At 62.9% G+C, this 18,123-nt stretch carries 19 protein-coding genes; 5 read left to right on the forward strand and 14 right to left on the reverse strand.

What is annotated here, in order from left to right; translation table 11 throughout:
- Window positions 1-4: 4 nt before the first annotated feature.
- The 9 genes from AAFO90_RS15870 to AAFO90_RS15910 all read right to left on the reverse strand — a co-directional run bounded on the left by AAFO90_RS15870 (window position 5) and on the right by AAFO90_RS15910 (window position 9,135).
- Window positions 5-1,192 (reverse strand): VWA domain-containing protein, encoded by a 1,188-nt coding sequence (locus AAFO90_RS15870; protein ID WP_347509993.1) that lies wholly within the window; start codon window positions 1,190-1,192, stop codon window positions 5-7.
- Complete coding sequence (locus tag AAFO90_RS15875) at window positions 1,189-2,055, reverse strand: MoxR family ATPase (RefSeq protein WP_347509994.1); 867 nt, start codon at window positions 2,053-2,055, stop codon at window positions 1,189-1,191. The genes AAFO90_RS15870 and AAFO90_RS15875 overlap by 4 nt, the downstream gene beginning before the upstream one ends.
- A 42-nt stretch (window positions 2,056-2,097) precedes the next feature.
- Window positions 2,098-4,512 carry an aerobic carbon-monoxide dehydrogenase large subunit gene (locus AAFO90_RS15880; protein ID WP_347509995.1) on the reverse strand — a complete coding sequence of 805 codons (2,415 nt, stop codon included), beginning with the start codon at window positions 4,510-4,512 and terminating at the stop codon, window positions 2,098-2,100.
- Window positions 4,509-5,000 (reverse strand): (2Fe-2S)-binding protein, encoded by a 492-nt coding sequence (locus tag AAFO90_RS15885; protein ID WP_274828756.1) that lies wholly within the window; start codon window positions 4,998-5,000, stop codon window positions 4,509-4,511. The genes AAFO90_RS15880 and AAFO90_RS15885 overlap by 4 nt, the downstream gene beginning before the upstream one ends.
- A gap of 11 nt (window positions 5,001-5,011) precedes the next feature.
- Window positions 5,012-5,866: a xanthine dehydrogenase family protein subunit M gene (locus AAFO90_RS15890; RefSeq protein ID WP_347509996.1), complete on the reverse strand. Its 855-nt coding sequence runs from the start codon at window positions 5,864-5,866 to the stop codon at window positions 5,012-5,014.
- A gap of 392 nt (window positions 5,867-6,258) precedes the next feature.
- Window positions 6,259-7,410: an MHYT domain-containing protein gene (locus AAFO90_RS15895; RefSeq protein ID WP_347509997.1), complete on the reverse strand. Its 1,152-nt coding sequence runs from the start codon at window positions 7,408-7,410 to the stop codon at window positions 6,259-6,261.
- A gap of 109 nt (window positions 7,411-7,519) precedes the next feature.
- Window positions 7,520-8,443 carry a twin-arginine translocase subunit TatC gene (locus AAFO90_RS15900; protein WP_274833583.1) on the reverse strand — a complete coding sequence of 308 codons (924 nt, stop codon included), beginning with the start codon at window positions 8,441-8,443 and terminating at the stop codon, window positions 7,520-7,522.
- Entirely contained in the window at window positions 8,440-8,913 is a 474-nt protein-coding gene (gene tatB, locus AAFO90_RS15905; RefSeq protein WP_274831848.1) for a Sec-independent protein translocase protein TatB, read from the reverse strand. Before tatB ends, AAFO90_RS15900 begins: the two co-directional genes overlap by 4 nt.
- Window positions 8,914-8,919: 6 nt before the next feature.
- Entirely contained in the window at window positions 8,920-9,135 is a 216-nt protein-coding gene (locus tag AAFO90_RS15910; RefSeq protein WP_274828764.1) for a twin-arginine translocase TatA/TatE family subunit, read from the reverse strand.
- Between the two features lie 221 nt (window positions 9,136-9,356).
- Between AAFO90_RS15910 and AAFO90_RS15915 the strand changes: the two genes are divergently transcribed.
- Window positions 9,357-9,677, forward strand: a complete 321-nt coding sequence (locus tag AAFO90_RS15915; protein WP_347509998.1) for a hypothetical protein — start codon at window positions 9,357-9,359, stop codon at window positions 9,675-9,677.
- A 33-nt stretch (window positions 9,678-9,710) separates the two neighbouring features.
- Window positions 9,711-10,397, forward strand: a complete 687-nt coding sequence (locus AAFO90_RS15920) for a YafY family protein (protein WP_065273147.1) — start codon at window positions 9,711-9,713, stop codon at window positions 10,395-10,397.
- On the opposite strand, the gene AAFO90_RS15925 is transcribed toward AAFO90_RS15920, so the two are convergent.
- Window positions 10,398-11,009 carry a hypothetical protein gene (locus AAFO90_RS15925; RefSeq protein ID WP_347509999.1) on the reverse strand — a complete coding sequence of 204 codons (612 nt, stop codon included), beginning with the start codon at window positions 11,007-11,009 and terminating at the stop codon, window positions 10,398-10,400.
- A gap of 195 nt (window positions 11,010-11,204) precedes the next feature.
- Here AAFO90_RS15925 and AAFO90_RS15930 point away from each other — a divergent pair, with 195 nt between their 5' ends.
- On the forward strand, window positions 11,205-11,597 hold the full coding sequence (locus AAFO90_RS15930; protein ID WP_274831844.1) for a GFA family protein: 393 nt from the start codon (window positions 11,205-11,207) through the stop codon (window positions 11,595-11,597).
- Window positions 11,598-11,618: 21 nt separating this feature from the next.
- On the opposite strand, the gene AAFO90_RS15935 is transcribed toward AAFO90_RS15930, so the two are convergent.
- From AAFO90_RS15935 to AAFO90_RS15950, 4 genes are all read right to left on the reverse strand, one after another.
- The gene (locus AAFO90_RS15935) at window positions 11,619-12,728 is read right to left on the reverse strand and encodes an ABC transporter ATP-binding protein (protein WP_274828773.1); all 1,110 of its coding nucleotides are present in this window, start codon (window positions 12,726-12,728) and stop codon (window positions 11,619-11,621) included.
- 63 nt (window positions 12,729-12,791) lie between these two features.
- Window positions 12,792-14,165: a sodium:proline symporter gene (locus tag AAFO90_RS15940; protein WP_347510000.1), complete on the reverse strand. Its 1,374-nt coding sequence runs from the start codon at window positions 14,163-14,165 to the stop codon at window positions 12,792-12,794.
- A 170-nt stretch (window positions 14,166-14,335) separates the two neighbouring features.
- Window positions 14,336-15,463, reverse strand: a complete 1,128-nt coding sequence (locus AAFO90_RS15945) for a hypothetical protein (RefSeq protein WP_347510001.1) — start codon at window positions 15,461-15,463, stop codon at window positions 14,336-14,338.
- Between the two features lie 4 nt (window positions 15,464-15,467).
- On the reverse strand, window positions 15,468-16,247 hold the full coding sequence (locus AAFO90_RS15950) for an SDR family oxidoreductase (protein WP_274828779.1): 780 nt from the start codon (window positions 16,245-16,247) through the stop codon (window positions 15,468-15,470).
- A 215-nt stretch (window positions 16,248-16,462) separates the two neighbouring features.
- Between AAFO90_RS15950 and AAFO90_RS15955 the strand changes: the two genes are divergently transcribed.
- Both AAFO90_RS15955 and AAFO90_RS15960 read left to right on the forward strand, forming a co-directional pair.
- Window positions 16,463-17,476 carry a Hint domain-containing protein gene (locus tag AAFO90_RS15955; RefSeq protein WP_347510002.1) on the forward strand — a complete coding sequence of 338 codons (1,014 nt, stop codon included), beginning with the start codon at window positions 16,463-16,465 and terminating at the stop codon, window positions 17,474-17,476.
- Between the two features lie 206 nt (window positions 17,477-17,682).
- A complete protein-coding gene (locus AAFO90_RS15960; protein ID WP_347510003.1) occupies window positions 17,683-17,865 on the forward strand; it encodes a hypothetical protein in 183 nt (60 codons plus the stop codon).
- The last annotated feature ends 258 nt before the right edge of the window (window positions 17,866-18,123 follow it).

Genomic DNA, 18,123 nt, shown 5'->3' on the forward strand with positions numbered 1-18,123 from the left:
AAACTCATATCGCCCCCAGTTTTTGATCGAGGCTGGCCAGTGCCTCCAGCGTGTTGGACGCCTCGAACAGATCCAAATACGGCAGCGCCGCTGCCATGCCGCGCGCAATGGGTTCGTAGCCCTTCCAGCCCTTCAGCGGGTTGAGCCAGACGATCCGGCAACCGCGCCGCTTCAGCGCCTCCAGCGCCGCCGCGATGTGTTCGGGCGGGTCGCTGTCGTAGCCATCCGACAGGATGATCACCACTGATCGCCCATCCACGAACCGGCGTGCATAGGTCGCCGCGAAGTGCTGGAGCGCGCCGCCGATGCAGCTGCCGCCGCCGATGCCCTCGGCCATCAGCGTCACCCGGTTGAGCGCGCGCATCGGGTCCTCTTCGCGCAAAGCCTCGGCAATGCGCACAAGGCGGGTGTGAAACAGGTAAGCGTCCGAATGCACATCCGCCCGCATCAGCCCGGCCAGAAATGCCAGAAAGGGCCGCGCATAGACCAGCATCGATCCCGACACATCACACAGGGCAACGATCTTCACAGGCCTATCGGGACGGGTCCGCCGGGCCAGCCGCAGGGGCACGCCACCGGTGGCCACCGCCTTGCGGATGGTGCGGCGGAAATCCACCGCCCTGCCCCGCCGTGCTGCCTTGCGCCTGCGGGAGCGTCTGTCGCGCAGGGCCTGCCCCAGCCGCAGGGCAACCGCTTCGGCCCTGCGGATGTCTTCAGGATCCACAAGATCGCGCAGGTCCTTCTTCATCAGGTTCTTCACATCCGAGGCAACCAGCCGCCCCGTGCCGTCGCTTTCCGCCTCCCCGCCGCCGCTGCCACCGGGGGCATGAATTGTGCCTGCACCCTCTGCCTCTGTCTCGCCCGCGTCCTTGCGCGAGGAGCGCATGTCCTCATTCCTGTGTGTCCTGTCGCTCGGCACGGTCTTCTGCCGCACGCGGCCCGCATCCATCCAGAAACTGTCAAAGAGCGCATCAAAGCGGTCCACATCCTCGGCGCGGCCTGCGCAGACGGCACGCAGGGCGGCGCGGGCCTCTGACGGATCGCTCGCCTTTACTGCGCCAAGGGCCGCCAGCGCGGTGCCGGTTTCCGCCACGCCCAGCGCAAAGCCATGGGCACGCAGATGCGCCATGAAGCCCGCAATCCGCGCACCGGGGCCGGGATCGCGGCCCGCGAATTTGGTCACCCGGCTCATGCGGCGCGCCCCGCCAGCCGCTGGGCGACCTCTGCCGGAACCGCGCCGCGGTCGGCCTCGGTCTTCAGCAAGGTTGCCATGGCCGCCATCACGGCGGCGGGGTCTTCGGTGAGGTCACCAACCCCAAGCCCAGCTAGGGCAGCGGCGAAATCCAGCATCTCGGCCACGCCGGGTTTCTTCACCAGATCTTCCTTGCGCAGATCCTGCACAAAGCCAACGATCTGCCCTGCAAGATGGGCACTCAGCCCCGGACAGCGCGCGTCCAGAATGGCGAGTTCCGTCTTGCGGTCGGGATAGTCCACATGGGCGTAAAGGCAACGTCGGCGCAGCGCGTCCGACAGATCGCGGGTGCCATTTGCCGTCAGGATCACCAGCGGGCGGCTTTTAGCCGTGATGGTGCCAAGCTCCGGCACGGTGATCTGGAAATCGGCGAGAACCTCCAGAAGGTAGGCCTCGAATTCTTCATCGGCGCGGTCGATTTCGTCAATCAGCAGCACCGGCGGCGTGTCTTGCCGGATCGCCTGCAACAGCGGGCGTTCGAGCAGGTAGTCTTCGGAGAAGATCTGCGCCTCGGCCTCCTTGCCTGTCTTGCCAGACGCCTGGATCGCCAAGAGCTGGCGCTGGTAATTCCACTCATAGATCGCCTGAGCCGCGTCCAGCCCTTCATAGCATTGCAGCCGGATCAGGCGCGTGTCGCGCGCCGCAGCCAGGGCGCGGGCGACCTCGGTCTTGCCGACACCAGCAGCCCCTTCAAGAAGCAGGGGACGGCCCAGTGTCACCGCAAGATGCAGCGCCATCGCCAGATCATCGGAGGCGACATAGCCCTGTTCGGCAAGGTCTTTCTGAAGGTCGAGATAAGTCATGATGTGATAGGAGGGCCGCCAGAACGGCCCCCCATTCTCCGTTTAGCCGTGCAAACCCAGATCATTGGCGATCTTCCAGATCCGCCAGTGATCGTGGGGCATATGGCTTTGGCGCAGGCCAAAGGCCCGGAAAGCATCATGCACCGCGTTGGAGAAGGCCGGAACACCGCCCACATTGGGGCTTTCGCCCACGCCCTTTGCGCCGATCGGGTGATGCGGGCTGGGGGTTTCGGTGTGGTCGGTGGTGTAATGGGGCGTTTCAACAGCGGTCGGGATGAAGAAATCCATCAAGGTGCCGGTCTTGCAGTTGCCCATATCGTCATAGGCGATCTCTTGCCCCATGGCGATGGCGAGCGCCTCGGTCAGGCCGCCGTGGACCTGGCCTTCGATGACCATCGGGTTGATGCGGGTGCCGCAATCGTCCAGCGCGTAGAACTGGCGGATTTCATGCTCACCGGTGTCAACGTCCACCTCCATGACGCAGATATAGGCGCCAAAGGGATAGGTCATGTTGGGCGGATCGTAGTAGCTGACCGCCTCCAGCCCCGGCTCAACCCCCGGAATGGCCTGGTTGTAGGCCGCATAGGCGATGTCCTTCATGGTCTTGAACCGCTCGGGCGCGCCCTTGACCACGAACCGGTCCACGTCCCATTCCAGATCGTTGTCGTGAACCTCCAGAAGGTAGGCCGCGATCATCTGCGCCTTGGCGCGGATCTTGCGCCCCGCCATGGCGGTGGCAGCACCGGCAACGGGTGTGGAACGCGAACCATAAGTACCCAGACCATAGGGCGCGGTGTCGGTGTCGCCCTCCTCGATGGTGATACTGTCAGCCGAGAGACCGATTTCCGAGGCCAGGATCTGCGCGAATGTGGTCGCGTGCCCCTGCCCCTGGCTGATGGTGCCAAGGCGCGCGATGGCCGAGCCCGTTGGGTGGATGCGGATTTCGCAGCTGTCGAACATTCCCATGCCAAGGATATCGCAGTTCTTCACCGGACCCGCGCCGACGATCTCGGTGAAATGCGTCAGACCAATGCCCAGAAGCTTGCGCGTCTTTCCGGCCTTGAAGTCCTCCACCCGCTGCGCCTGCTCGGCGCGCAGATCGTCATAGCCGACAGCGGCCAGAGCCTTGTCCCAGGCGGTGTGGTAATCGCCAGAGTCATATTCCCAACCCAGCGCGGACTGATAGGGGAACTGATCGGCCTTGATGAAGTTGATGCGGCGCAGTTCGGCTGCGTCCATGTTCAACTCCATCGCCAAGACCTCGATCATGCGCTCGATGAAATAGGCGGCCTCCGTCACCCTAAAGGAGCAGCGATAGGCCACGCCGCCCGGCGCCTTGTTGGTATAGACGCCATCGACCCCCACATAGGCGACCGGAATGTCGTAGGATCCGGTGCAGATGTGGAAGAAACCAGCCGGGAATTTGGTCGGGTCGGCGCAGGCATCAAATGCGCCGTGGTCGGCGGTCACATGGCATTGCAGCCCGGTGATCTTGCCCTCCTTGGTGGCGCTGATCTTGCCCTTCATCCAGTAATCGCGGGCAAAGGCGGTGGCCATCAGGTTTTCCATCCGGTCCTCGATCCACTTCACCGGCTGGCCGGTGACGATGGAGGCCACGATGGAGCAGACATAGCCCGGATAGACGCCCACCTTGTTGCCAAAGCCGCCGCCGATATCGGGCGAGATCACGCGGATATTGTGCTCTTCGATGCCCGACAGAAGGCTGGCCACGGTGCGCACCACATGCGGCGCCTGGAAGGTGCCCCAGAGGGTCAGTTTGCCGTTGATCTTGTCCATGCTTGCGACCGAGCCGCAGGGCTCCAGCGGGCATGGGTGGGTGCGGTGGTAATAGACCATCTCTTCGGCCACCACTTCGGCCTCATCAATGACCTGCTCGGTGGCGGCCTTGTCGCCCTCTTCCCACAGGAAAATGTGGTTGTGATGGCGGCGGGGGCCATGGGCGCCCTCTTTTTCGTCCTTGATGTCTTCGCGCAGGACGACATCGGATTGCAGCGCCTCGAAGGGATCCACCAGAACCGGCAGCTCCTCGTAGTCCACCTCGACCAGCTCCACCGCGTCGGCAGCGATATAGCGGTCCTTGGCCACTACAAAAGCGACCTCCTGCCCTTGGAACAGTACCTTGCCATCGGCCAGCACCATCTGCTTGTCCCCCGCAAGGGTCGGCATCCAGTGTAAGGAAAGCGGTTCAAGATCCTTGGCGGTCAGCACCGCGATCACGCCATCCAGCGCCATGGCGGCATCGATATTGATCGATTTAACCCGCGCGTGGGCATAGGGCGAGCGCACGAAATCCCCGTGCAGCATGCCCGGCAGATTGACGTCATCGACGTAGTTGCCCTTGCCCTGGGTGAACCGGGCATCCTCGACCCGCTTGCGTGAGCAGCCCATGCCCTTGAGATTGTCGATCCGTTCCTGACGGTCCTCCAGATCCTTCATTGTGCGGCCTCCTTGGATGCGTTGAGTTCAGCCGCAGCGGCGAGGATCGCCTTGACGATGTTCTGATAGCCGGTGCAGCGGCAAAGGTTGCCGGCGATGCCGAAACGGACTTCTTCCTCGGTGGGGTTGGGGTTTTCCTGCAGCAGACGATAGGCCCGCGTGATCATGCCGGGGGTGCAGAAACCGCACTGAAGCCCGTGATGTTCGCGGAACATTTCCTGCAAGACATGCATGCCGTCGGGCGCGGCGATACCTTCGATGGTGGTGATCTCGGCGCCATCCGCTTGTGCTGCAAACATGGTGCAGGATTTCACCGACTTACCGTCGATATCGACGGTGCAGGCGCCGCAATGCGAGGTCTCGCAGCCGACATGCGGGCCAGTGAGGTTCAGCCTCTCGCGCAGGGTGTGCACCAAGAGCTCGCGCGGCTCGGCGGCGACTTCGTGCTTTTCGCCGTTCACCGTCAGGGTGATGATCTGTTTTCCCATGGTCTCCTCCCTCAGGCCCGCGACCAGGCGCGTTCGATGGCGCGGCGCAGGATGACGCCAGCCACGTGTTTCTTGAACTCGACCGGTCCGCGGTTGTCCTCGGTCGGGTCGATGTCGCCCAGCATGGCACTGACCGCATCCGAGACCACATCGGCACTGCAGTCACTGCCCACCAGTGCCGCGCCTGCATCGGCGGAAAACACCGGTGTATCGCTGAGGTTGGTCATCGCGATCGAAGCGGAGGCGACCTTGCCGTCCGCCTTTTCCAGGATCACAGCCGCCGCTGCCGTGGCGTAGTCGCCTATCTTGCGCTTTTGCTTTTCATAGGCCTGCCCGCCCTTCGGCGCGGCAAAGGAGATCTCGGTCAGGATCTCGTCATCCTCGCGGTCGGTCATATAGGCCGCCTCGTAAAAGTCGCGCGCCTGAACCTCGCGGGTGCCATTCGGGCCTTGCAGGGTGAAGGTCGCATCTAGGCACTGCATCAGCCCCGGCATGTCGTTGCCAGGATCGCCATTGGCCACATTGCCGCCGATGGTACCCACATAGCGCACCTGGGGATCGGCGATCAGCAGGGCCGCCTCCCGCATGATCGGGGCTGCTCTAACCAGATCATCATTGGTGATCAGCTCGTGCTGGGTGGTCATTGCTCCGATTGTTACGGTTCCACCATCCACCGCGATGCCTTTCAGCTCGGCGATGGATTGCAGGTCGATCAGATGCGGTACATCGGCCATGCGCAGTTTCATCATCGGGATCAGGCTGTGCCCGCCTGCCATGACACGGGCATCGTCGCCGTGTTCCTGCAATACCGCCAGGGCCGCGTCGATACTGCCGGGCCGGTGGTATTCAAACTCTGAGGGTATCATCCGTTTCCTCCCTGAATTCCGGATTGCGGATAGTAAAGGCGCCGCTGCCGCCCCGGGGCGAGGCTGCGGGAACGACCGCCGAGGTTGCGTTCACGAAATGCGAATGGGCTGCACGAGTTGCGAAAGCCCCGTCAGACATGGAGTTTCGCCGCCAGGCACAACCAGAACATGCAGCACGAGTCGCGGCAGCAAATCGCAGATGTCCGGCGCAATAAGCAGAGCCCCGTTAAGGCCCATTCGGGAGTGTCAGATAGGGAGGTGTTGGGCTGCGCTGCGACGCCCAATGGTTCCGGGCCCAAAAGTCGGCCAATGAAAAGCCGCCAGAGCCGTCCGGGGATTGGAGGGGGCTGGAGGATGCAGGCAGAACCGCAGGCGCCCTGCCCTGCCCTCCGCTACATGCCCAGCTTTGCCCGCACCTCGCTCAGGCGGGAGCGGCTGACAGGCACCTTGGGCAGCGCAGGGGTTTCATCGAAGTAACACACGCCATTGTCCTTCTTGCGCTCGAAACTGGTGACATGCGCCAGATTCACCAGATAGCTGCGGTGGGTGCGGATGAAACTGCCGGTGGCGGTGCGAGTTTCGGCCTCTGAGATTGACCAGGGACAGAATAGCTTCGCCTCGCCGCTGTAGAGCACGGTGTAGTGACCTTCGGCGCGGATGGCCGACACGCTGTCCGGGCTGATGAAATGGGTGCGCGCATCGGATTCGTAAGGTATACGCGCCTCCTGCGAGATCTCGGCGGCCTCCGCTTCTGGCCCGGTCGCCGCCGGATCGATTTCCTCAGCCACAGGCGGCTGCACGTCAGCCTGCCCGGTCTGCGCAGTTCCCTCCCCGCTCAGCCGGGTGGCGAAAGTGGCGCCGCTGAGCAGGAAACTGCCCGAGAGCACAAAGGCCGACAGGGTGACCCCAAAGGCCAGCACGCCCCGGCTCATCGGCGGTACAAAGGTGGTGTATTCGGCAGATTGGGTGAAACCCGTGCCCGCCATGGCGATGAAATGCACGGCAAAAACGGCGATGCCAAAGCCAAAGGTGCCCAGAACGATATTGCGGGCGCTGCGGTGGCCATAGGAGACCTGAAACGACGCCATGCTAAGCGCGATGGAGGCGGCAAAAGCCATGGCAATCTGCGCCGGAGTATAGCTTGGCACGCACAGTTCCATCCCCGACATGCCGATGTAATGCATCGCCGCGATGCCGCTGCCCATGATGACCCCGGCCAGCATGATCTTGCCTCGTGTCCGGGTGCCGAAATGCACGATCAGCAGCGCCAGCCCCATGAACAGGATCGCCGTCAGGGCCGAAATCAGTGTCACCAGCGGATCAAAGTAATAGGCCACCGGAAGCTCCAGCCCCAGCATGGCCACGAAATGCATCGACCAGATGCCGCTGCCCAGGATCACCGACGCCGCCGAGACCACGATCTTGCGCACCGGCGCCGACATCTGCGAGGCGCCCTGCGTCAGCGACAGGCCGGAAAACCCCGCGATCAGGGCAATGGCCAAAGATGCCAGAACAAACAGGCTGTTATGACTGTAGTCGAGCAAAAGGGCCTCCCTTCCCCATGCAGCACTGCGTCAGCATATCCGCAAAATTTCACCCACGCATAGAAAAAGACGCACCCCAGGGGGCGCGCCTTGATGTTCTGTCAGTTGATCACTTGTCGTCGTCTTCGTCGAACTCGGCCATCAGAGGATCCTCTTCATCCTCGTCATCGTAATAGCCTTCTTCGCGCAGCTGCTCTTCGCGTTTCTTCTCGACCCGGCTCACCAGGAAGATCGAAATCTCGTAAAGCCCATAGACAACCGTGAACAGGATCAGCTGGGTGATCACATCCGGCGGCGTCACCAGCGCGGCCAATACCAGAATGGCCACAACCGCGTATTTGCGCACCGATCCCAGACCTTCGGCGCTGACCAGTCCGGCCTTACCCATCAGGGTCAGCAGCACCGGCAGCTGGAAGCACAGGCCAAAGGCCATGATGAACTTCAGCGTGATGTCCAGCGACTCGTTCACCTTACCAAAGAAGGTGATGCGCACGCCATCAGCCGTTTCCGGCACCACCGCCGCATCCGTCGGCAGGTCATTGACCGTTCCGGACAGAAGGTTGGCAAAGATCGACGACACATCCGCAAAGCCAAGGAAAAAGGCCATCGCCAGCGGGGTGACGACGAAATGCGCAAATGATGCGCCCAAAAGAAACATCACCGGCGCCGCGATCAGGAACGGCAAAAAGGCGTTCTTCTCGGTCTTGTAAAGGCCGGGTGCCACGAACCGCCACAATTGGAAGCCGATCACCGGAAAGGACAAGGCAAAGCCGAAGACCATCGAGATCCGGAACAGCGTGAACAGGTATTCCTGCGGGCTGGTATATTGCAGCGTCGGCGACGGGTCGCCCAGCTCGCGCAGGGTGGCCTCGATCGGCCCCAGCAGGAACTGCAGGATCGGCTCAGCCACGGTAAAGGCCAGCACGATCCCGACGATAAAGGCCCCCACCGCCCGGATCAGGCGGGTGCGCAGCTCTGCCAGATGCTCGATCAGCGGCGCTGTGGAGTCCTCGATATCATCCGTTTGACTCATGATTTGGTCTCTTTGTCTTGATCCGGCTCCCCGGCACCTGCCTTGGCCGCCTCCGCTGCCGCTGCGGCCTCTTCGGCCTCACGAGCCTGGCGGTCAGATGCGGCGCGGGCGGTGGCCTCCTGGATCTTCTTGGCATCGGCGGCGCGTTCGGCGGCCAGCTTTCCGGTTTCGCTGTCCGGATCGAATTTGGTCGGGTCAATCGATTTGGCCATATCCTGCGCCGCCTCTTTGACACCGTCCATGGCCGTGCCAACTGGATTGGTCGCTGCCTTCAGCCCCTGCGCCATATCCTTGACGCCCGCCTCATCGGCGGCGTCATTCATCGCGCGGCTGAATTCACGGGCCATGCCCTTGGCCTTGCCCACGAAGCGGCCGACGTTGCGGAACAGCACGGGCAGATCCTTGGGACCGACCACGATCAGCGCAACGATCCCGACCACCATGAGTTCGGTCCACCCAAGATCGAACATGGCGGATTACGCCTTGTCTTTTTCGGTCTCGGGGGTGATGTCCTTGGCGTCGGCAGCGGCGTCCTGCTCCAGTTCCTCGGTGCTGTCTTTCACGCCTTTCTTGAAGGCGGTGATGCCTTTGCCCACTTCGCCCATCAGCGAGGAAATCTTGCCGCGGCCAAACAGGACCAGAACCACGACGGCGATCAGCAGAATGCCCGGAAGGCCGATATTGTTAAGCATGTGAGTGTCTCCTTCTTGTCCGGTGCCCATCCGCACCGGTTTTGTCTGTCATCCCCATTTTTACGGACGCGCCGCGCTGCCGGATAGATCTGGCAGGCTGTCGGGGGGCTCAGGCAGGGCAAAAATCACTGAAATCCGCATCCGCTCAAACACAACTGACAGGTTTATGTCAGTTGCTCCCTGCTAGGTCCATCCTGTCACATCAATAAGGAGACACCGATATGACAGACACTCAGACCACTCCGGTTGCCGAAATCGTCACTTTCACCCTGGCGAGCGGAATCACCCCCGAGGCCTTTGTCGCGATCAGTCAGCAAAGCGAAGCCTTCGTGCGGGCGCAGCCGGGGTTCATGTTCCGCCGTCTCAGCTGCGGCGCCGACGGCCGCTGGAGCGATCACGTGGTCTGGCGCGATCACGCGGCGGCCATGGCGGCAGCAGAGGCCTTTCCCAAGCAGCCCTTTGCCGCGGCGCTGATGCAGGCGATTGAGCCCGGCAGCATCGACATGCGCCACGAAGACATCCTGTGGCAGATGGCGGCTTGACCTAACGGTGCGGCGCAGGCCAAGGCTAGGGTCATGCGCCGTACCGACCGCCTTTTCGAAATCATCCAGATCCTGCGCGATGGGAAGTTGCACCGCGCGCAGGACATCGCGGCGCGGTTGGAGGTCTCTACCCGCACCATATACCGCGACATGGACACGTTAGTCGCCTCAGGCGTGCCGGTCGAAGGGGAGCGCGGCGTCGGCTACATGGTGCGCGAAGCGATCACCCTGCCGCCCCTCACGCTAACCCCCGAGGAACTGGAGGCGCTGAACCTTGGCATGGCCATCGTCGCCGAGGCCGCCGATCCGGACCTCAAATCCGCCGCGCAGTCCCTGGCGGCCAAGGTGGACGCGGTGCTGCCTGCCGAGACCATCGCCGAGGCGGATGCCTGGAAGTTCGCCGTCTACCCCTTTGCCGATGCGGCGCGGGGCTTTGCCCAGATGCCCACCCTGCGGGCAGCGATCAAGGCGCGCCAGAAGCTGCAGATCACCTATCGCCGCATCGATGGCGAAATGACGCGGCGCAAAATCCGCCCGCTGCACATGGAATACTGGGGCCGTGTCTGGACCCTCACCGCCTGGTGCGAAGCGCGCGAGGATTTCCGTGTCTTCCGCGTTGATCTGATCGAAGAGGCCACCGCCCTGCCCGAGTTGTTCGTCGATGAGCCGGGCAAGCGGCTGTCGGATTACGATCCCTACCGCGACAAGGAGGAGAGCTGATCACTCACCTTTGTCCTGCTTTCTGCCGCGGCGGCGGATAAGCACATAGATGCCGCTGCCCAGCGCCCCGCCGATGGCCGCAGCCAGCGCAACATGCAACATCAGCGCGCCAAGGGTCAGCGGAAACAGGGCAAGCGTCATGATCATCGCCTCGGCAAAGCCGCCCGGCCCCTGATAGGAGGCAAGGGAGAACAGCGAATAGCAAACCCAGACGACCGACAGCAGGCCAGCGCCCGAAAGCGCAGCCCATAGCCTGCCCGCATCCTTTGGCTCGGCAACCGAAACAGCGGGCACCAGCACCGCGAGGACATACTCTCGCCACTTGCTTTTGCGCCCGCGGATTGCCGCCTTGCAGGCCGAAATCTCCACAAGGGCGAGCACGATCAGCGGCACGGCGTGAAACAACGCGACGGGTATGAACAGGGACACGCCCCGCGACCAGGACACCATGGACACCCCGGCGTTCTGCAGCGTGATCCAGACCAGGCCCCCTGTTGCATAGATCGCCCCAAGGCCTCCCAGCCAAGTGAGATGGGCAATCAGGCGCACCCCACGCAAATTTCTGGCAGCCCCTGGCGGGATCTCTGGTTCGGTCTCTGGCTCTTCCGGCATGTTCTGTGCCTCCCGTGCCCGAGTATGAGACAACAGTAGGAACATCGGTTCAAGACGTCACTCCTTGGGGCGGCTCGGCCTGCCGGTGCACGCGCTTCACGGGAAAGTCACCTCTGCCCCGCCCGCCCGTATATTGCAGCCTTGCATCTGTTCCCTTAGCGTTTGCCCAGTTCATCACGCGGGAAGGCGTATCACATGGTCCAGGGAAGCTGCTGTTGCGGCGCGGTACAATTTCAACTGACTGTGCAACCGCCGATGATGGGCACCTGCCATTGCTCCCGCTGCCGCAAGGTCGGCACCAGCGCCATCGTGCTTGTGCGGCCCGGAGACGTGCAATGGATCAAGGGCAAGGATCAGGTCACCACCTACACGCCTGAGCCGCCCTTCAAATTCATCCGCTGTTTCTGCAAGATCTGCGGCACCTCGCTGGGGGAAATCCTGGCCGAGGACGAGCGTATCGCAATCGCGGCAAGCGCGCTGGATGGCGATATCGGCGTCAGAAACCAGTTTCACGAGTTCGTCGCTGACAAGGCCGATTGGTACGAGATTTGCGACGATGCCCCGCAATACGACGGTGCACCGACATAACGCCAAGGACGGAGTGGTTCCCTATCCCTTTGGGAAGACGAAACACCGGTTGCGCGGCACGGTGAGCCAGAGGACGCGGCCCACTTCGGGCAGGAACACGTTAGGTACCGTCACCTTCAGGAGCGATCCGTCAAAATCCATGCGGAACTCGACCAGGCTTTCATGGCCAAGAAAGCGCGCCCGTTCGACCACGCCGCGCGCCGGGACGCCGTCGCTGGGGGTCGGCAAGGGACCTTTGCCCGCGCGGTCGAAATCAATGCGCACGTGCTGCGGGCGAAAGACGATCTCCACATCGGTACCATCGGGCACGCCCGGAGCCAGGAACTGGCCGAATGGCGTCTGCGCCAGCGCGCCGTTCACCTGTGCATCCAGAACGTTGACGTCGCTGAAAAAGGCCACCGCCGCCTTATCGACCGGGCGGGTATAGACGTTATAGGGCGCGCCCTGCTGTACGATCCGCCCGCCCCGCATCAGGGCGATCTCATCGGCCATGCGCATGGCTTCTTCGGGCTCGTGCGTCACCAGAAGGACTGCCGTGTCCTCTTCGCGCAAGAGCGTCAGCGTCTCGTCGCGGATGCCATCGCGCAGACGGTTATCAAGACCGGAGAAGGGTTCATCCATCAGCATGATACGCGGACGCGGCGCCAGGGCGCGGGCCAGTGCGACGCGCTGTTGTTCGCCGCCCGACAGCTGGTGCGGGTAATCGTCGATGTATTTCGACAGCGACACCTTGGCGAGCAGCTCCTCGACCCGCGCGCGTTTCTGATCCTTCGGCCCTTTCAGACCAAAGGCGACGTTATCCGCGACGCTCAGGTGCGGGAACAGGGCAAAGTCCTGAAACATCAGGCCGATCTCGCGCCGCTCGGGCGGGACACGGAACACCGTGTCGCAGATCAGCTTGCCATCCACATAGATTTCGCCCTCGTCCTGCATCTCCACCCCTGCGATCATGCGCAGAGTGGTGGATTTGCCGCAGCCCGAGGGACCCAGCAGGCAGGTCACCTGTCCCGCCTGAATTTGCAGGGACACATCGTCGACCACCGGGCGCCCGTCGAAGAACCGCTTGATATTGCGGATTTCCAGCCGTGGCGGGGCCATGGTGCTGAGCATTTCGGCAGGGGCAGTGTTCATGCGGCCTCGGAGCTGTTTCCGACGCTTTCCATCGGGTTTGGCGCAGATGTAGCAGCCCCCCTGTCAGGCTTCAACCCTGCGGCTGCCGCGCGCCACTGCGGCAAAGCCGACCACCAGCACGATCACGCAGATCTGCAAAAGCTGCTCGTATTTGTGCCCATCATAAAGCAGCGCCGAGATGCCGGGTGCATCGCGGAACATATAGGCCGCCGCGCCAAGTATGGCAGAGCCAAAGCTGACCAGATAAGCCCAGATTGCCACCTGACGTTTACCGAGAAGTCCCGCTACCAGCACCGGGGTCAGGAACATCGAGGCGGTACCGGATACAGCCACGGCATCAAACATCGTCTTGTTGCCCCAAAGCGTCAGCGCGCCACCAGCAGCGGCAAAGACCACCATGGCGATGCGGCCGCCCATCAGGCTGCGCGGCGCAAGGCGCAGTTCTTCGACCACCAGACGCGCGGCCGAGCTGAGCGCGGAATCCAGCGTCGAGAGCGCCGAAACCAGCAGCGACACGATCAGCATGACGAAAACCCAGCCCGGCAGCATCGTCGCCCATGTCCCCAACAGCTGGCCTTCGTATTCCGCGCCCTCAAGGGAAGCCTGAATGCCGAAAAAGCCAAAGGCGATGATGCAAAGCGCCGAAGTCCAGAAGGCATGCGAAAAGCTTTTGCGGGTGGTTGCGGGATCGGCAAGAAAGCCGCGGTCCATCATCACCGGATCATGCACCGGGTAAGAGAAGACCTGCAGCGCGGCCACCACCAGCAGCACCCAGCCGTCATGGGCGCCCGCCGCCCCCGGCGCGGTCATCACCGCAGAGATCTCAAAGCCCGGGCGCAGGATCAGCGCGACAAAGGCGGCGCCAAAGACCACGAGGAACAGCGACATCTGGATCACATCGGTGCGCAGCGCCGCCGACAGCCCGCCCCATGCGGAATAGGCCAGCGCCAGCACACCAACCACCAGAATGGCAGTCGTCTCGGCCCCTGCCACATCCGGCAGGGCGGCGGCAAAGATCAGCCCGACCACCAGCAGGTTGGCAAAAACTTCGGACAACAGGCGCAGTGCGATCACCAGATTATAGGCGGTGGTGCCCGTGGCGCCGAAACGCTCCGCCAGCCAGGATTGCACCGATGTCGCACCCTGTGCGCGCATCCGGCCAACGATATAGCCGCCGGTCAGAAAGGAGCCGTAATAGGCCGCATAGGCCAGAGTTCCCGCGATGCCGTAGTAAAAGCCCAAGATCGCCGCGTTCATCAACGAGCGCGCGAAGATCCACGTGGTCACCTGTGACAGCACCAGCGTCCACAGGGTCGGCGCCTCTCCTCGGTCGGACTGACCGCCGAAGAACCCGCCCACCGTGGCCTTGCGCGGCGCATAGTAGAGGCTGAGCAATATGATAGCGGCAAAGATGGTGGTTATGGCGATGGCCTGCATGATCGTTATCCCCGTTTTGATGGGCTCGGCGTAGCAGGCAGGCCCTTACCGCACCATATTGCCCACAGGAATGTGAAGCGGTGTCAGGGACAAACTGGGTGACCTGCGCGCAAAACAGGCACCCTCGGCCTCCCGAGCGCCGGATATTCAATCGTCCCAGCTGTTGCCGATTATTCCCCCGCTGGCAGCAGGTCGAACGCAGCCTCCGCCCGCACATTGCCATTGACCAGCAGCTCCAGCCGATGCGGCCCGGGCACCAGTTTGAACGTGGTGGCATCCCCTTTCAGCTTATGTGCCTTGCTGAGCTTCAGAGCACCACGCACTAGCTTTGCCTGTTTCAGCTTGAACACCTTGGCCGAAGCTTTGCCGCCGGGGCGCTGAAAATGCAGCCGGTAATCGACCAGCACCGGCTGCTCCGCTGGCCCCGCCAGATCGACAGAGAAGGACAGTGCATCGCCGATGGGAACCGCTGCGCTTTGCAGCGTGATCCTGGCCTCCACCGGCGCCTCCGGATCATATCCCAGAAGGCCCAGTGCGCCTGGGTGCCCTGCCTTCACCAGTCCACGGCAGGCGTGGCGGGTGATCCAGTCCATTTCCTTGCCCGTCTGTTGTCCGGCCTCGCCCCAGCGGCGCAGGGTCTCGACCACCAGATCCGGCTCTTTCTTGGCGATGTCGTTCAGGTGGTTGGCGACCGAGCGGGTGACAAAGCGCGTGCCATCCCGGTGCAGCTGGTCCAGCAGCGGAAGCGGCGCCCGCAGATCAAGCCCGATCCCAAGGCCCCAAGGCAGACGCGGGCGCGTGCCCTCGCTGACCAGCCGCCGCACGTGGTAATGGTCGTGCCCGGCCCAGTCCTGCATCCGTTCCAGCGTCAAATCCGGCCAGCGGTTCAGGAAGGGTCGAATGGCGAATTCCATGGAGAACCGCTGTGTCAGCGCCTCCAGCAGATCCAGTGATAGATCCGGGTGCGCTTCCAACCCCTTGGACACCACGAATTCACCCAATGGGGCAAAGATGAAGTCGCCGAAATCATCGTCGCTTTTGCCCGGGTCCAGCGGCGGCGGCAGGGCCGCGCGCAGCAGTGGCGCGAATTCGGGCAAGGGCGCAGCGTAATGCTGACCCAAAACCTCGGCGATCCAGTCGATCCTCTGTTTCAGCTCCAGCTCCGGCAGGCAGGCGTTCACCTGCGCCTCGAACCCCGGCGCGTCGAAACCGGGGTCACAGGCAGCAAAAAGACCCGCCAGATAGCGGGTCTTTTCCGGATTAAACAGCTGGTCCTTCAGGGAAAAACCGCTGGCCATCGCCTTACAGCGTCATATTGGTGGCGCCGCCATCCAGCAGGATGTTCTGCCCCACGATAAAGCCCGCATGCTGCGAGCAGAGGAAGGCACAGGCCGCGCCAAATTCCTGCCGGGTACCATAGCGGCCCGCCGGGATGGTTGCTTCGCGCTGAGTGCGGGCCTCTTCGATGGAAATGCCCTTTTGCCCGGCCACACCGGTGTCCAGCGACACGGCACGGTCGGTTGCGTGAATGCCCGGCAGCAGATTGTTGATGGTGACACCGCTGCCTGCGACCTGCCGCGAAGTGCCCGCGACATAGCCGGTGAGACCGGCACGCGCCGAATTCGACAGGCCCAGCACTGCAATCGGCGCCTTCACCGATTGCGAGGTGATATTGACCACCCGGCCCCAGCCGCGCTCCATCATGCCGGGCAGCAGCGCCTTCATCAGCGCAATCGGCGCCAGCATATTGGCATCCAGCGCCTTGATGAAATCGTCGCGCTCCCAGTCCGACCACATGCCGGGGGGCGGGCCGCCTGCGTTGGTGACCAGAATGTCGGCCGCGCCTGCGGCCTCCAGCACCTTTTGCTGGCCTTCGGCGGTCGTCACGTCTGCCACCACGGTCTCGACCTCGACGCCATAGGTGTCACGGATGGTCTGCGCCGCCGCCAGCAGCGCCTCTTCTCCGCGTGCGTTCATCACCAGATTGACCCCGGCTTCGGCCAGCGCCTCGGCACAGCCAAGCCCCAGACCCTTGCTGCTGGCACAGACCAATGCGCGCTTGCCTGCAATTCCCAGTTCCATGTTCGTCCTCCATCTGGATTCTTCGTTTCCGGCGCAGACTGTGCACTCTGCGCCCGCCGTTGACCAGCCTTCCCGCCCCCGCCATGATCACCTATGTCGTGATCACGGGTCAGAAATTCTGTCCGTTGTCGTCTGTTTCGTGCCATATTTCCCGGATAGGTTAAACCAACCGCTGGCGCCCGCGCCGCCCCCTCTTTGCACAGACGAGCCATACCGTGACAGCCGACCGCACCGCGATCCGATCCATCCCGGCCCATGCCGCCGCCGCCTTTTTGGTGGAGACCGGCGCCAATATGGGCGATCCGCTGGGGGTGCTGGAGGATCTGGTGCTGGACGATGTCTATATGCTCGCCCCCGGCGCCGCAGCCCCGCAACGCCTGTCGGTGGCCAGCGGCAGCGATGGCAGCTTCACCCTCGCCGAAGACAGCGAGCTGGGCCAGCCCGGCGCCGCGCTGCATCTTGACTGCGCGCTCACCCTGATGGCCGAGGTCGGCCCCAATGTGGATGCGCTGGTGATGGTGGAGGTCGATGCCGAAGGGCTGATCGCCGCAGTCTACCTGGTGCCGATGGCGCCGCTGATGCCGCAGACCGGATATACGCTTCTGAAGGCCGAGCGCGCGCCGGCCCGGGCGCGGCTGGCGCAGATGGCCTCGATCGCCTTTACCCGGGGCACTCATATTACCCTCGCCACCGGCGCCCAGAAGCCCATCGAGGATCTGCGCCCCGGGGACCGCATCCTGACCCGCGATGACGGTGTGCAGGAGTTGCGCTGGATCGGCCAGACCACCAGCCGCGCCACCGGCGCCATGGCCCCGATCCTGATCCGCAAGGGTACGCTCAACAACGCCCGCGACCTGCTGGTCAGCCCCGATCACCGGCTGATGGTCTACCAACGCCACGATGCGCTGGGGGCGGGCACGCCCGAATTGCTGGTCGCCGCCCGCCATCTGGTGAACGGAGACAGCGTAGTGGTGCAGGACGGCGGGTTCGTGGATTATTTCCAGCTGCTGTTCGACCGCCATCACATCGTCTATGCCGAGGGCATCGCCGCCGAAAGCCTGTTCCTGGACCCGGTGACCGAACCCGCCCTTCCCCCAGGCCTGCTGCAGCGGATCGCAGACGGGTCCATCCCGCCCCAGCGCCGCGACAGCCACGGGCTGGACGTGCCAAGCCCGCTCTTGGACCGGCCGGATCTGGTGGAGCTGCTGAAGCGGGCGTCGCTGCGGTAGCCGTCCGGCATGGTCAGCCGTGCTAAGCTAGCCACAGTTGCAAACTTCGACGACCCGGCCCAAACCTGTCATTGATCGCCCCCCTCTGGTGCTGCACTGCGGTCCGTCGAAGAAGACATCTGTTGAAACTGCTGTATAGGCGGTGCTCAGATGGCGGACGCTGATGTTAGACACTTCGTTTCTCCAAAAACCATGGCACCAACGTCGTGACGGACTTCACCGATGGAGAAGGCTTTATTCGGCTGTTTGGAACCACCGCAATCGACATAAACGATCTTGCGATCACGCAAACTTTGGAGGGTGTTGAGTTCACGGTTGATGGCACCAGCATCTTGCTTGCAGGCGCTGATCTAGCCACTCTGTCCAACGCAGGTTTTGAGTTTGTGTAGAACCATTGCATCGTCGTTTTAAACGGCAGTGCTTTCTCTAAAATTGCAAGAATAATCTACCTATGCGTGTTTAAATATGAGTGATTTTTTAAACCTCCCGAGGCCAGAATGGCTCAATGCTTTGAGACATTTAGGAACGTCTGAACAACGTCTTCGGCTGCGCCGATGTTGCCGCTTGAGGGCAGTTTGGGGCGGTTGAGGCGTCATTTCCAGCGATTTTCGCCCCGTATTGGCCGCCTGAGCGGCGGTTTGGCCGAT

The sequence above is a fragment of the Phaeobacter sp. CAU 1743 genome (assembly GCF_039839315.1).
In the GTDB taxonomy this organism is placed as follows: domain Bacteria; phylum Pseudomonadota; class Alphaproteobacteria; order Rhodobacterales; family Rhodobacteraceae; genus Phycobacter; species Phycobacter gallaeciensis_A.

Bases quoted from the DNA above. Each gene is read 5' to 3' on its own strand.
- AAFO90_RS15870 (WP_347509993.1), bottom strand. From the start codon at position 1,192: ATGAGCCGGGTGACCAAATTCGCGGGCCGCGATCCCGGCCCCGGTGCG.
- AAFO90_RS15875 (WP_347509994.1), bottom strand. From the start codon at position 2,055: ATGACTTATCTCGACCTTCAGAAAGACCTTGCCGAACAGGGCTATGTC.
- AAFO90_RS15880 (WP_347509995.1), bottom strand. From the start codon at position 4,512: ATGAAGGATCTGGAGGACCGTCAGGAACGGATCGACAATCTCAAGGGC.
- AAFO90_RS15885 (WP_274828756.1), bottom strand. From the start codon at position 5,000: ATGGGAAAACAGATCATCACCCTGACGGTGAACGGCGAAAAGCACGAA.
- AAFO90_RS15890 (WP_347509996.1), bottom strand. From the start codon at position 5,866: ATGATACCCTCAGAGTTTGAATACCACCGGCCCGGCAGTATCGACGCG.
- AAFO90_RS15900 (WP_274833583.1), bottom strand. From the start codon at position 8,443: ATGAGTCAAACGGATGATATCGAGGACTCCACAGCGCCGCTGATCGAG.
- tatB (WP_274831848.1), bottom strand. From the start codon at position 8,913: ATGTTCGATCTTGGGTGGACCGAACTCATGGTGGTCGGGATCGTTGCG.
- AAFO90_RS15910 (WP_274828764.1), bottom strand. From the start codon at position 9,135: ATGCTTAACAATATCGGCCTTCCGGGCATTCTGCTGATCGCCGTCGTG.
- AAFO90_RS15915 (WP_347509998.1), top strand. From the start codon at position 9,357: ATGACAGACACTCAGACCACTCCGGTTGCCGAAATCGTCACTTTCACC.
- AAFO90_RS15920 (WP_065273147.1), top strand. From the start codon at position 9,711: ATGCGCCGTACCGACCGCCTTTTCGAAATCATCCAGATCCTGCGCGAT.
- AAFO90_RS15925 (WP_347509999.1), bottom strand. From the start codon at position 11,009: ATGCCGGAAGAGCCAGAGACCGAACCAGAGATCCCGCCAGGGGCTGCC.
- AAFO90_RS15930 (WP_274831844.1), top strand. From the start codon at position 11,205: ATGGTCCAGGGAAGCTGCTGTTGCGGCGCGGTACAATTTCAACTGACT.
- AAFO90_RS15935 (WP_274828773.1), bottom strand. From the start codon at position 12,728: ATGAACACTGCCCCTGCCGAAATGCTCAGCACCATGGCCCCGCCACGG.
- AAFO90_RS15940 (WP_347510000.1), bottom strand. From the start codon at position 14,165: ATGCAGGCCATCGCCATAACCACCATCTTTGCCGCTATCATATTGCTC.
- AAFO90_RS15945 (WP_347510001.1), bottom strand. From the start codon at position 15,463: ATGGCCAGCGGTTTTTCCCTGAAGGACCAGCTGTTTAATCCGGAAAAG.
- AAFO90_RS15950 (WP_274828779.1), bottom strand. From the start codon at position 16,247: ATGGAACTGGGAATTGCAGGCAAGCGCGCATTGGTCTGTGCCAGCAGC.